Source organism: Dongia rigui (assembly GCF_034044635.1).
In the GTDB taxonomy this organism is placed as follows: Bacteria; Pseudomonadota; Alphaproteobacteria; order Dongiales; family Dongiaceae; genus Dongia; species Dongia rigui.
The window spans coordinates 429324-442026 of sequence record NZ_JAXCLX010000002.1 but is presented as its reverse complement, the minus strand read 5'-3'; the positions used below and the strand labels follow the sequence as shown (position 1 = coordinate 442026).

Below are 12703 nucleotides of genomic sequence, written 5' to 3'. Positions count from 1 at the left end.
TTTTTCGTTTTTCAGCTTGACGTTTCAACGGGGCAATCACACACTCCGCGCGCATAATTCCCGACCTCGGGAGAGACTGGTATTCGTCAAGAATGCCGGCGCCGAAGGAGCAACCGCCCCCGGAAACTCTCAGGCAAAAGGACCAGGGTCGGACCCGTCATCTCTGGAAAGCAGGCGCCGGACGTCGTCGCCTCACCGACGGAGTAAACTGGTGCTCGACCAGTGAATCTCTCAGGTCTCAAGGACAGAGGGGGGCTGACCGGCAGGGACCATCCGCCGGCCGCTAGCCAACCCGACGTCGGGGAGCCGCTTTAAAACACCTTTCGCACGCATTGCCGCCGCTTTCCGCGCGGCCTAAATTCTATAAATCATCTCGAACAGGGGGTTCACAAAAATGCCGTTGAAACCGGAACAGGTTAAAACCGTCGCGCAGGCCAAGAAGATCGTCGAAGAGCGTGGCCTGACGCATATCAAGGTCGGCGTGTTCGATGGTGATGCCATCCTGCGCGGCAAGTACATGTCGAAGGCGAAGTTCTTCTCCGCCCTCGAAGGCGGCTTCGGTTTCTGCGACGTGGTGCTGGGCTGGGACAACCAGGACCAGTTGATCGACGGCCTCAACTATACCGGCTGGCACACCGCCTATCCCGACGCCTGGGCGCGCATTCTCCCTGAGACCTGCCGCGACCTGCCGATGGAAGACAACGGCCTGTTCTTCATCTGCGAATTCGTCAACAAGGCGGAAGAGATCTGCGCCCGCGGGACACTCCGCCGCGTGCTCGACCGCGCCGCGAAGATGGGCTTCGACGTCTATTCGGCACTCGAATTCGAATTCTTCATGTTCGACGAAACGCCCGAAAGCGTGCGCGAGAAGAACTACAAGAATCTGACGCCGATGACGCCGGGCTGGTTCGGCTATTCGGTCATCCGCAATTCGGTCTGGTCCGAGCTCTACCAGGACATTCTCGACATGTGCGAAAAGATGCGCATGCCGATCGAGGGCCTTCATACCGAGACCGGCCCGGGCGTCCTCGAGGCAGCGCTCGGCGTTTGCTCGGCCCTCGAAGCCGCCGACCGCGCTGCCCTCTTCAAGACCTTCATGAAGGTGCTGGCCCAGCGCCGCGGCCTGATGGCGACCTTCATGGCGAAATGGTCCAACTCCTATCCCGGCCAGTCGGGCCACATCCACATCTCGCTCAAAGGCAAGGATGGCAAGGCGGTCTTCCACGACCCGAAGAAGCCGCACAACATCTCGGACAAGATGCGCTGGTTCATCGGCGGTCAGCAGACCCTGATGCCGGAAGTGCTCGGCATGGTCTCGCCGACCGTCAACTCCTACTCGCGCCTCATCCCCGGCTTCTGGGCGCCGACCAACGCCACCTGGGGTATCGAAAACCGCACCTGTGCGCTCCGCGTCATCCCGGGTTCGGAAAAATCGCAGCGCGTCGAGTACCGCATCGCCGCCGCCGATTGTAACCCCTATCTGGCGCTCGCCGCGGCGATCGGTTCCGGCCTCTATGGCATCGAGCACAAGATCGAGCCGCAGGCCGCCATCGTCGGCAATTCCTATGAGATGAAGCACCCGGCCAAGCTCGACCTGCCGCAAACCCTGTGGGAAGCAGCGCAGCGCCTCCGCAAGTCGAAGGCCGCCCGCGACCTCTTCGGCGACGCCTTCGTCGAGCATCATGCCGGCACCCGCGAGCATGAGGAGCGCGAGTTCAGGAAGCACATCACCGATTGGGAACTGTCCCGCTATTTCGAAATCATCTGATCCGTCATCAAAGCGCCCGCGTCTTCAGGGGAAGATGCGGGCGCTGTTTCTTTTCTAAAACACCTGGAGGTTATCCATGGCCGCTACCCAGAAGACCATCTCGCCGATCGACAATTCCGTCTATGTCGAGCGCCCCTACAACACGCCGGCTGAGATCGCAGCGGCCCTGGCCACTGCCGCCAAGGCGCAGAAGGAATGGCGCCGCACGTCTCTGGCTGAGCGCGCCAAGATCATGAACCGCTTCGTCGACGAGTTCCTGAAGGACAAGGACAAGCACGCGACCGACATCACCCGCCAGATGGGCCGCCCGATCTCGCAGAGCCCTGGTGAAATGCGCGGCTTCGAAGAGCGCGCGCGTTTCATGATCAACCTGGCACCTGAAGCCCTGGCCGACGTCTCCTTCACCGACAAGCCGGGTTTTACCCGCGTCCTCCATCGCGAGCCGCTCGGCGTCGTCTTCATCGTGGCGCCCTGGAACTATCCCTATCTCACCTCCGTGAACGGCGTCGTCCCGGCGCTGATGGCGGGCAACGCGGTGATCCTGAAGCACTCGGCCCAAACGCCGATCTGTGCCGAGGATTTCCAGCAGGCGCTCGATGCCGCAGGCCTCCCCAAGGGTGTCTTCCAGACTCTCGTCCTTACCCATGACGACACGGCAAAAGTCATCGCCGCACCCGAGGTCGCCTATTGCAACTTCACCGGCTCGGTCAGTGGCGGCCATGCCGTGCAGCAGGCAGCGGTCGGCAAGTTCATGGGCCTCGGCCTCGAACTCGGCGGCAAGGACCCGGCCTATGTCCGCGCCGATGCCAATCTTCAGCATGCCGTCGAGAATCTCGTCGACGGCGCCATGTTCAATTCCGGCCAGTGCTGCTGCGCCATCGAGCGCATCTATGTGCATGAAAGCCTCTACGACAAATTCGTCGAGGGCTTCGTCGATCTCACCAAGGGCTACAAGCTCGGCAACCCGCTCGACACCGCCACCAATCTCGGGCCGATGGTGCGCACCTCGGCTGCCGAGTTCGTGCGCGGCCAGATCGCCGATGCGGTGAAGCATGGCGCCAAGGCGCTGATTGACACCAAGTCCTTCGCCGCCGACAAGCCAGGCACGCCCTATGTCGCCCCCCAGGTGCTGGTGAATGTCGATCATTCGATGTCGGTGATGTCCGAAGAAAGCTTCGGCCCGGTCATCGGCATCATGAAGGTGAAGAATGACGACGAAGCCGTGAAGCTGATGAACGACAGCAAATACGGCCTCACGGCGGCGCTGTGGACCATGGATGAGAAGGCCGCACGCCAGATCGGCAACGAGATCGAGACCGGCACGGTCTACATGAACCGCTGCGACTATCTCGACCCGGCGCTGGCCTGGGTCGGCGTCAAGGATTCCGGCCGCGGCGCCACATTATCGCGCGTCGGCTACGAGATGCTGACCCGGCCGAAGTCATTCCACTTCCGCACGCAGCTCTAAGCCGTCCCCCATCTCGTCATGCCCGGGCTTGACCCGGGCATCCACTCTCTCAACTGCACCAGTGGATCCCCGGGTCCCCGCCGACGCATGTCGGCATGCGCCGACAGGGCCCGGGGATGACTTTTTGTGGGGAGATGCAGGCGCGCGCGTGATTTTATTCTCCGTCCATGGCACACTCGCGCCCGGATCAGGGGACGACGACATTTGACCGATACCAATCATGCCCAAGTGGTAGTCATTGGCGGCGGGGTGGTGGGTTGCGCCATCTTCCGGCGTTTCGCCATGGCCGGCTTGCGGCCCGTGCTGCTGGAGGCCGGCGCCGATATCCTTTCTGGTGCCTCGAAGGCCAACAGCGCCCTCCTCCACACCGGCTTCGATGCACCGCACGGCTCGCTGGAACTCGCCTGCATGCAGCAGGGCTACCGGGAATATTTGAACATTCACGAGCGCCTCAATCTGCCGCTGGTGAAATCCGGCGCCATCGTCGTCGCCTGGAACGAGGAGCAGCTACAGAAACTGGACGACATTGTCGCCAAGGCACATGACAACAACGTCACTGACGTGACGCGGATTGATCGCGACCAGTTGCGCCGCATGGAGCCGCTGCTCTCGCCCAAGGCGCTGGCCGGTGTCCATGTGCCGGGCGAGCACATCATCGATCCCTGGTCGGCACCGCTCGCTTATGTCCATCAGGGCCTGGCCCATGGCGGCATCGTCTTGCGCAACTGCCGCGTCACCGGCGGAAGCTTCAACGGCACATGGCATCTGGAAACATCTGAGGGCGAGGTCACAGCCGACCTCGTCATCAATGCCGCCGGCAATCAAGGCGACATCATCGAGGCGATCAACCGCCCGGCACCGTTCAAGATCACGCCGCGCAAGGGCCAGTTCGTGGTCTTCGACAAGCCGGCCGCGCGCTTGGTGAAGGCCATCATCCTGCCCGTCCCAACCGAGCGCACCAAGGGCGTCGTCATCTGCCGCACGGCCTTTGGCAACGTGCTGGTCGGCCCCACGGCTGAGGACCAGGAGGACCGCGTTCACGCCTCGGTCGACCAGGAAGCCCTGCGCCAACTGGTCGCGCGCGGCATCGAGATGCTGCCCGGCCTCGCCACTGTCGATGTTAGCGCCGTCTATGCGGGCCTGCGCCCGGCGACCGAATTCAAGGACTACCAGATTACCGCGCAGCCGGATCGTCGCTGGATCACCGTCGCTGGCATCCGCTCGACCGGCCTCACCGGCGCCCTCGGCATTGCCCAGCATGTGGCGGGCCTTTATGCCGCGAGCTTCGGCCTCCTCACGGAGACCGAGCCGATCTGGACGCCGGTCCCCAATCTCTGCGAGGAATTGCCGCGCCCCTATCAGAGTCCGCTCGGCGCCGATATCGTCTGCCATTGCGAATGGGTGACGCGCGGCGAGATCGAGAACGCGCTATCGGGCGATTTCCCGGCAGGTGATGTCGGCGGCTTGAAGCGCCGCACCCGCGCGATGATGGGCCGTTGCCAGGGCTTCTATTGCAGCGCCCATGTCATGGCACTGGCGGATGGGAAGCTCGCGTCATGAAGACCCATGACGTCATCATCCTGGGCGCCGGCCCCGCCGGCCTCTCCGCCGCTGCGGAACTGAAGCGGCTCGGCCATCGCGACATCGTCATCCTCGATCGCGAGAGCCAGGGCGGCGGCATCCCGCGCCATTGCGGCCATACCGGCTATGGCCTGCTGCAATTCGGCCGCCTGATGACCGGCCCCGATTTTGCCAGGCGCCTGGTCGATCAGGTATCTGACCTCGACCTGCGCTTGGGGCACACGGTCTTGAAGTTGGAACCCAACGGTCGCATTCAGACGACGGGACCGAACGGCCCCGAAACCTTCCAGGCACAGAAAATTCTGCTGGCCTTCGGTGCCCGCGAAACGCCGCGCAGCGCGCGTCTCATTTCCGGCACGCGCCCCTGGGGCGTCATGAACACGGGCGCCTTGCAGCAATTCGCCTATCTCCATGGCAAGGCACCTTTCCAGCGCCCCATCATTATCGGCACCGAACTGGTCGCGTTCTCCAGCCTGCTCACCCTCGGCCATGTCGGCGTCAAAGCAGTGGCGATGCTGGAGCCTCGCGACCGCATCACGGCCTGGCGCCCGGGTGACTGGGTGGCGCGCATCGCCTTTGGCGTCCCCGTCCTCACCGGCTGCAGCGACCTCACCATCCTCGGCCAATCGCGCGTCGAAGGTGTGTCGTTCAAGCGCCACGGCCGGGAGCGCGTGCTGGAAGGCGACGGCATCATCTTCACCGGCCAGTTCCGGCCCGAAACCGGCCTGCTGACACAAAGTCATCTGGAACTCGATCCCGGCACGCGCGGCCCTGTGATCGACCAGCTCTATCGCTGCACCGATGCCAGCTATTTCGCTGCCGGCAATCTGCTGCGCGGCATCGAAACCGCCGGCCAATGCTACCGCGAGGGCAAATCGGCAGCCCATGCCATCCATGCGGCACTCACTGGCGCCGCACCCGTCTCGACCGCCCCGATCCGCATCGAGGCAACAGGGGCCCTCAGCTACGTCTATCCGCAACGCCTCACCGGCCGCGGCCCCTATGATCCGCTGCTCTTCAAGGCCCGCGCCGGCGAGGCCGTCAAGGGCACATTGCGGGTCCTTGCCGACGGACGCGAGATCTGGTCGCGTCCCATCAACGTGCTGCCGGAACGGCGCATCGCCTGGCGTGTGCCGGCGGTCGATCTCAGCAACACGCATCACCTCACCATCGATCTCACCCCGCGCAGCTGATCCCCGAGCCACTATGTCCGATTTCGTTCTTGCGATCGATCAAGGCACCACCGGCACCAAGCCGCATCTTCTCCACATCGACGGCCGTTTCGAAACGCTGCCCGGCTTCGAACACAAGCAGATCCTGCCGCAGCCCGGCTGGGTCGAACACGATCCGGAAGAACTGATCACTCACCTCGAAGGCTGCCTGGCGAAGGCGGGTCCGGCGCGGGCCATCGGCATCGCCAACCAGGGCGAGACGGTGGTCGCCTGGGACGCGCAGACCAAGCGCGCGATCTACCATGCCATCGTCTGGCAGGATGCCCGCACCAATGACGCGATCGGGGCACTGAAAGAAGCGGGGCACGAAGAGACGACGCTGGCACGGGCAGGCCTCCCGCTCGATCCCTATTTTTCCGCCAGCAAGCTGCGCTGGCTACTCGACAATGTCGACGAAGCAACGTCATTGCGGCGGCAGGGTCGCCTGCGGCTCGGCACCAGCGACGCCTTCTTTCTCGATCGCCTGGCGGGTATCTTCGCAACGGACGTCACCACCGCATCGCGCACCAGCCTGATGAATTTGGAAACCCTCGCCTGGGATCCCGTCCTGTGCGATCTCTTCGGCGTGCCCATGGAATGCCTGCCGCAGATTCGCGCGACGGCGGATGATTTCGGTACGATCGGGAAGATGCCCGTGACAGCCAGCGTCGTCGACCAGCAGGCGGCCCTCTTCGGTCATGGTTGCCGCAAGACCGGCGATGCCAAGATCACTTTTGGCACGGGCGCCTTTGCCCTCTGCATCGCTGGTGACAAACCCTTGCGCGACGTGGCGAGCGGCCTCCTCCCCACCATCGCCTGGCGCCTGCGTGACGCGGCCCCCGCCTACGCCCTCGAAGGCGGTGTCTACAATGCGGCCTCTGCCGTGAACTGGGCGAGGAACCTTGGCCTCTTTGCCGATTATGCCGAGATCGACAGTTTCGCTTCGGCCAGCGCGATCTCCCGCGGCTTGGCCTTTGTTCCTGCCTTGAGTGGCTTGGGCTGCCCCTATTGGGACCGCTCAGCTGCCGGCATGTGGCTGGGCCTCGGCCTCGACACCAGCAAGGCCGACATGATGCAGGCCTTGCTCGAAGGCATCGCGTTGCGCGCCGGCGAAGTCATCGCCGCCATGTCGCGCCTGGCGCCGATCGGCGCGCGCATCTCCATTGATGGTGGCCTTGCCAAAAACGCCTATTTCGGCCGCTTCGTCGCCGACGTTCTGGGCCGCGAAACCATCATCCCGGCCAGCACCGAACTCACCGGCCTCGGCACCGCCCAATTGGCGCTTATCGGCGCCGGACTTGCCACCATCGACACCCTCCCACCCCCGCCCGCCGCCAAGGCACGGCTTGCCGCCGGAAAACTCGCTGACGAGCATCGGATGAAGTTCCATACCGCCGTCAGCCGCAGTCGCAACTGGCGCTGACCGCAATCTGCCCCGGCACGACCCCAACTTCGCCACAATCCGGTCCCGCTTTCGCCCATCTGGGCATTGATCCTCTTGGCCCAGGGGACAATCAGCCACAGGGGCGTCGTCATGCGCAGGCAAATTCTCATCACGCATATTCTGCTGTCATCGGCATTGATCTTGAATGCCTGTGGTGCAGAGAACAGTCAGACAGCCGATTTGCAGGCGGCACCCAAGGTGAAAGTCACCACGGAATCGAGCTCCAGCGATGCGGCAACAATAGCCGCGACAGGAGTGACCGTGCCGAGCGCACCGGCGGAAACGCGCAAGGTAGAACCCGCCACGACCCTTGGCATAGCCGCCGAGGCCGTTCCAGGCCAGTCAGAGAACTTCACGTCGAACATCTATCCAACGCAGCCTGCGAACACCGAGAACTACGCGCATAACGACGACAACCCGATCAAGCGCACGGCGGAAGACGCGGTTTCGACCTTCTCGATCGACGTCGATACCGGCTCCTACGCCAATCTCCGCCGCTTCCTGATGAACGGGCAGAAGCCGCCGGCCGATGCCGTGCGTGTCGAGGAGATGCTCAATTACTTCAGCTACGCCTACAAAGGGCCGCGTGACGCCAGCATCCCCTTCCGTGCCGACGCCGATGTCATGACGACGCCCTGGAACCCTAATACCAAGTTACTGCGCCTCGCCATCAAGGGCTATCAGCCGCCGCTCGACCATCGCCCGGCTGCCAATCTGGTCTTCCTGATCGATGTTTCCGGCTCGATGCAGGACCAGGACAAGCTGCCGCTGCTGAAAGCCGGCATGAAGATGCTGGTCGACCAATTGGGGGCTGATGACAAGGTGACCATCGTCACCTATGCCGGTTCGGCCGGCCTCGCGCTGGCACCCACTTCCGGCAATGAAAAGGAAACGATCCGCGCCGCGATCGACGGGCTCGAAGCCGGCGGCAGCACGGCGGGTGGCGAAGGTATTGCGCTGGCCTATGCCAAGGCGCGCGAGGCCAAAGTCGATGGCGGCATCAACCGCATTCTCCTCGCCACCGATGGCGACTTCAATGTCGGCGTCACCGATATCGATGCGCTCAAAGACATGATCGAAGAAAACCGCAAATCCGGCATCGCCCTTTCGACGCTCGGCTTCGGTGAGGGCAATTACAACGATGCGCTGATGGAGCAGATCGCCGATGTCGGCAATGGCAGCTACGGCCATATCGACTCCCTCAACGAAGCCAAGCGGCAACTGGTCGACGGCTTGCAGGCCAATATCGAAACCATCGCCAAGGACGTAAAGGTCCAGATCGAGTTCAACCCCGCAATCGTCGCCGAGTATCGCCTGATTGGCTATGAGAACCGCGCGCTGAAGCGCGAGGATTTCAACAACGACCAGAAGGATGCCGGCGAGATCGGCGCCGGTCACAGCGTGACAGCACTCTACGAGATCGCCCTGATCGGCTCGAAGGGCCTCAGCGTCGATCCGCTGCGCTACCAGGATGAGGGCACCGCCAAGGGCGTTGCCGGGAAGGCCGAGGAATTCGCCTTCCTGCGCATCCGCTACAAGGCACCGGGTGGCGACGCCTCCAAGCTCATCGAAACACCGCTCCCGACCGCCTGGCTGAGCCGGGACAAGGAAACGACGCCCGATGACAATTTCGCCGCAGCTGTCGCCGCCTTCGGGCAATACCTCAAAGGCGGCGACCGGCTCGGGCAATTTGATCTCGGCCAGATCGCCAGCCTCGCCCGTTCGGGACGCGGTGAAGACGCCAGCGGCGAACGCGCCGAGTTCATCAATCTGGTGGAACTGACCGAGGCCTTGGCACCGACACAAAACAGGTAGACAGACGAACCCGCGATACGCTCATCTAGGCAAGGGCAAGACAGGGCTGGCAAAAGGTACGGCATGCGCGGTGGGCGATATATTGGTCTGTTCGGCGTTGTCGCCTTGGCCATCGGTGCCTTCCTGCTTTACCGCACCAGCCCGGACGCCCTTGCCGACGCGGATAACAGGCTGCGCGTCATCTACCTCGCCTGTCTGCTCGCGGCGGGTGGCGGCGGACTGTGGCTGCGGCTGCGCGTCGATACCAGCCGCACGGTCGCACAGTTCGGCATCTGGGTCGCGATCTTCTGCGGCTTGATCCTGCTCTATTCCTTCCGCAACGATTTCGGCGCGTTGGGCACGCGCCTCAGCGGCGAACTCATGCCCCGCGATGGCCGTGCTGAGGGCGATCAGATGATGAGCTACCCATTGGCCGAGAACGGGCATTTCCAGGTGCATGCCGAAGCCGACGGAACACCACTCGACTTCATGATCGATTCCGGCGCCACGAATGTTGTTCTCACCCCCGCGGCAGCGAGGCGCCTTGGCTACGACCTCGACGCGTTGCAGTTCGACAAAATGGCGCAAACGGCGAACGGCTATGTGCGCGGGGCAACGATCATGATCGGCGAGTTCAAGGTCGGCAATATCGTCATGCACGATCTGCCAGCCACAGTGAACTCCGTCGACATGTCCAGTTCATTGCTGGGGATGGATTTCCTGAAGCGCCTGAAATCCTGGCGCGTCGAAGGCGAGCGCATCACGCTTGAACAGTGATCAGCGCGGCAGGACCTGCCGGCAGGCCTTCTCGCGCGCCTGCCAGCCCTTGCGCTGCAGTTCCGGCTCGACATGGTCTTCGGCCGGGAAACCCAGGCACAGATAGGCGACGAAGCGCCAGCCCTGCGGCACATCGAGGGCCACCGTCGCAGCGTCGGGATCGATGATCGAGACCCAGCCGAGACCCAGCCCCTGCGCGCGCGCGGCGAGCCACAGCGTGTGGATGGCGAGCACCGTCGAATAGCGCAAGGTCTCCGGCATGGTCTGGCGGCCAAGGCCCGCCCCTTGCGGCGTCGTCTCGTCGCAAAAGACCGCGAGATGCCGCGGCGCCTCTCTGAGGCCCGCGAGTTTCAGCTTGGCGTAAAGCTCGGCCTTCTCACCCTCATAGCAGGAGAGTGCCGCCTCATTGGCGCCCTGGAAGTTGAGGATGATCGCCGACCGCCGCGCCGGATCGTCGACACTGACGAAACGCCAGGGCTGGGCATTGCCGACCGATGGCGACAGCGAGGTCAGATCGAGCAGATGCTCGATCACCTCCGCTGGAATCGGATCGGTCCGGAAATGGCGCACGTCACGGCGCCAGGCCAGCAATTCCTCGAATTCTTGGCAGAAATCCGGGCCGAAGTTGCGTTGCGTCATGCCGCCTGCGAGCGTTGGTCCACCAGGGTCACGATCCCCGCCATGATGGCGTTGAGGTCGTAATCCTTGGGCGTATAGACCCGCGCCACGCCGAATTCCAATAACCTTTTTTCATCCTCGGCCGGAATGATGCCACCCACCACGACCGGCACGTCCGAGAGGCCCGCCGCCCGCATCCGGGCCATGACATCCCCCACCAGGGCGATATGCGAGCCGGAGAGGATGGAAAGCCCCACCACATGCACGCTTTCCTCGACCGCGGCATTGACGATCTGGGCGGGGGTGAGGCGAATGCCCTCATAGACCACTTCCATCCCGGCATCCCGGGCCCGCACGGCGATCTGCTCGGCGCCGTTGGAATGGCCGTCGAGGCCGGGTTTGCCGACCAGGATCTTGATCCGCCGGCCGAGGCGCTGGCTCGCGGCGGCGACCTGCCGGCGCACCTCCTCGATGGCAACACTGCCCTGGTCGATGGCGGCGCGGGCGACACCGGTCGGTGCCCGGAACTCGCCGAAGACCTTGCGCAGCACCTCGCCCCATTCGCCGGTGGTGACGCCGGCATGGGCGCAGGCGATCGAGGCCTCCATGATGTTCTTGCCCGACCGCGCATCGGCCTCCAACGCTGCCAGAGCCTTGGCAGTGGCCGCGTTATCGCGCGCCGCACGCCAGGCTTTCAGGGCCGCCACCTGTTCGGCCTCCGCCTTGTCATCGACCGACATGAACCCGCCGTCGCTGCCGGAGAGCAGCGGCGACGGAGCGCTCTCGGTATATTTGTTGACGCCGACCACCACCTGATCGCCGCTTTCGATGGCGCTGAGGCGGCGTGCGTTGGATTCCACTAGGCGCTGTTTCATATAGCTCGATTCAACGGCCGCCACCGCACCGCCCATCTGCTCGATGCGCGCCAGTTCCTCGCGCGCTTCCGCTTTCAACGCCTCGACCTTCTTCGTGATCTCGGTCGAGCCGTCGAAGATGTCGCCGAACTCCAGCAAATCCGTCTCGAACGCCACAATCTGCTGCAAGCGCAGCGACCATTGCTGATCCCAGGGGCGCGGCAGGCCCAAGGCCTCGTTCCAGGCCGGCAATTGCACGGCGCGGGCGCGGGCGTTCTTGGAGAGGGTCACCGCCAGCATCTCGAGGAGGATGCGATAGACATTGTTCTCCGGTTGCTGCTCGGTGAGGCCCAGGGAATTCACCTGCACGCCATAGCGAAAGCGCCGGAGCTTCGCGTCTTCGACGCCGTAACGATCGCGCGCGATCTCGTCCCACAACTCGGTGAAGGCGCGCATCTTGCAGATTTCGGTAATGAAGCGCAGGCCCGCATTCACGAAGAAGCTGATGCGCCCCACGACCTGCGGGAAATCCGCCGCCGGCACTTGGCCCGATGCCTTCACATGATCGAGCACGGCGATGGCCGTGGCCAGCGCATAGGCCAGTTCCTGCACCGGCGTCGCCCCCGCTTCCTGCAGGTGATAGGAGCAGACATTGGTCGGGTTCCATTTCGGAACCTCGCGATAGGTGAAGCTGATGACATCGGTAATCAGCCGCAAGGACGGCTCGGGCGGAAAGATATAGGTCCCGCGCGACAGGTATTCCTTGATGATGTCGTTCTGCACCGTGCCCTGGAGGGCTGCCCGCGGCGCGCCTTGGCGTTCGGCCGCGGCGATATAGAGCGCCAGCAGCCAGGGCGCCGTCGCATTGATCGTCATCGAGGTGTTCATCTCGGCCAAAGGCAGGCCGTCGAACAGCGCCGTCATGTCACCGAGATGGCTGATCGGCACGCCGACCTTCCCCACCTCGCCCTTGGCCAGCGGATGGTCGGAATCGTAGCCGGTCTGTGTCGGCAGATCGAATGCGACGCTGAGCCCCGTCTGCCCGCGCGTCAGATTGGTGCGGTAAAGCTCGTTCGAGGCCTTGGCCGAGCTATGCCCGGAATAGGTCCTGAAAAGCCAGGGCTGCTCTTTCTTCGGCGCCGCACTCATGGTCACTCCCACCCGAACTTGTTTTTGTGCGTTGCAATA

9 protein-coding genes and 1 riboswitch are annotated in these 12703 nt (G+C 63.6%); of the genes, 7 read left to right on the top strand and 2 right to left on the bottom strand.

From position 1 onward, the window contains the following. The first annotated feature begins 57 nt into the window (after nucleotides 1-57). Nucleotides 58-155: riboswitch (glycine riboswitch) on the top strand. Nucleotides 156-394: 239 nt separating this feature from the next. From SMD31_RS13555 to SMD31_RS13525, 7 genes are all read left to right on the top strand, one after another. Beyond that, the gene (locus tag SMD31_RS13555) at nucleotides 395-1768 is read left to right on the top strand and encodes a glutamine synthetase family protein (protein WP_320501435.1); all 1374 of its coding nucleotides are present in this window, start codon (nucleotides 395-397) and stop codon (nucleotides 1766-1768) included. 76 nt (nucleotides 1769-1844) lie between these two features. Beyond that, nucleotides 1845-3236, top strand: coding sequence for an aldehyde dehydrogenase family protein (locus tag SMD31_RS13550; protein WP_320501434.1), 1392 nt, complete (start codon nucleotides 1845-1847; stop codon nucleotides 3234-3236). A gap of 204 nt (nucleotides 3237-3440) precedes the next feature. Further along, on the top strand, nucleotides 3441-4796 hold the full coding sequence (locus SMD31_RS13545) for an NAD(P)/FAD-dependent oxidoreductase (RefSeq protein WP_320501433.1): 1356 nt from the start codon (nucleotides 3441-3443) through the stop codon (nucleotides 4794-4796). Then, complete coding sequence (locus SMD31_RS13540; protein ID WP_320501432.1) at nucleotides 4793-6010, top strand: NAD(P)/FAD-dependent oxidoreductase; 1218 nt, start codon at nucleotides 4793-4795, stop codon at nucleotides 6008-6010. The genes SMD31_RS13545 and SMD31_RS13540 overlap by 4 nt, the downstream gene beginning before the upstream one ends. Before the next feature lie 13 nt (nucleotides 6011-6023). Further along, nucleotides 6024-7451, top strand: coding sequence for an FGGY family carbohydrate kinase (locus tag SMD31_RS13535; RefSeq protein ID WP_320501431.1), 1428 nt, complete (start codon nucleotides 6024-6026; stop codon nucleotides 7449-7451). A gap of 111 nt (nucleotides 7452-7562) precedes the next feature. Beyond that, nucleotides 7563-9287 (top strand): vWA domain-containing protein, encoded by a 1725-nt coding sequence (locus SMD31_RS13530; RefSeq protein ID WP_320501430.1) that lies wholly within the window; start codon nucleotides 7563-7565, stop codon nucleotides 9285-9287. A gap of 63 nt (nucleotides 9288-9350) precedes the next feature. Beyond that, nucleotides 9351-10043, top strand: a complete 693-nt coding sequence (locus SMD31_RS13525) for a retropepsin-like aspartic protease family protein (protein ID WP_320501429.1) — start codon at nucleotides 9351-9353, stop codon at nucleotides 10041-10043. Here SMD31_RS13525 and bluB read toward each other — a convergent pair whose 3' ends face one another. After that, on the bottom strand, nucleotides 10044-10682 hold the full coding sequence (gene bluB / locus SMD31_RS13520; protein ID WP_320501428.1) for a 5,6-dimethylbenzimidazole synthase: 639 nt from the start codon (nucleotides 10680-10682) through the stop codon (nucleotides 10044-10046). Further along, nucleotides 10679-12664 carry a protein meaA gene (locus SMD31_RS13515; RefSeq protein ID WP_320501427.1) on the bottom strand — a complete coding sequence of 662 codons (1986 nt, stop codon included), beginning with the start codon at nucleotides 12662-12664 and terminating at the stop codon, nucleotides 10679-10681. The genes bluB and SMD31_RS13515 overlap by 4 nt, the downstream gene beginning before the upstream one ends. Between the last annotated feature and the right edge of the window lie 39 nt (nucleotides 12665-12703).

What these genes read in the sequence shown, in the direction of transcription:
- SMD31_RS13530 (WP_320501430.1), top strand. Translation starts at nt 7,563, where the DNA reads ATGCGCAGGCAAATTCTCATCACGCATATTCTGCTGTCATCGGCATTG.
- SMD31_RS13555 (WP_320501435.1), top strand. Translation starts at nt 395, where the DNA reads ATGCCGTTGAAACCGGAACAGGTTAAAACCGTCGCGCAGGCCAAGAAG.
- SMD31_RS13515 (WP_320501427.1), bottom strand. Translation starts at nt 12,664, where the DNA reads ATGAGTGCGGCGCCGAAGAAAGAGCAGCCCTGGCTTTTCAGGACCTAT.
- SMD31_RS13550 (WP_320501434.1), top strand. Translation starts at nt 1,845, where the DNA reads ATGGCCGCTACCCAGAAGACCATCTCGCCGATCGACAATTCCGTCTAT.
- SMD31_RS13535 (WP_320501431.1), top strand. Translation starts at nt 6,024, where the DNA reads ATGTCCGATTTCGTTCTTGCGATCGATCAAGGCACCACCGGCACCAAG.
- bluB (WP_320501428.1), bottom strand. Translation starts at nt 10,682, where the DNA reads ATGACGCAACGCAACTTCGGCCCGGATTTCTGCCAAGAATTCGAGGAA.
- SMD31_RS13525 (WP_320501429.1), top strand. Translation starts at nt 9,351, where the DNA reads ATGCGCGGTGGGCGATATATTGGTCTGTTCGGCGTTGTCGCCTTGGCC.
- SMD31_RS13540 (WP_320501432.1), top strand. Translation starts at nt 4,793, where the DNA reads ATGAAGACCCATGACGTCATCATCCTGGGCGCCGGCCCCGCCGGCCTC.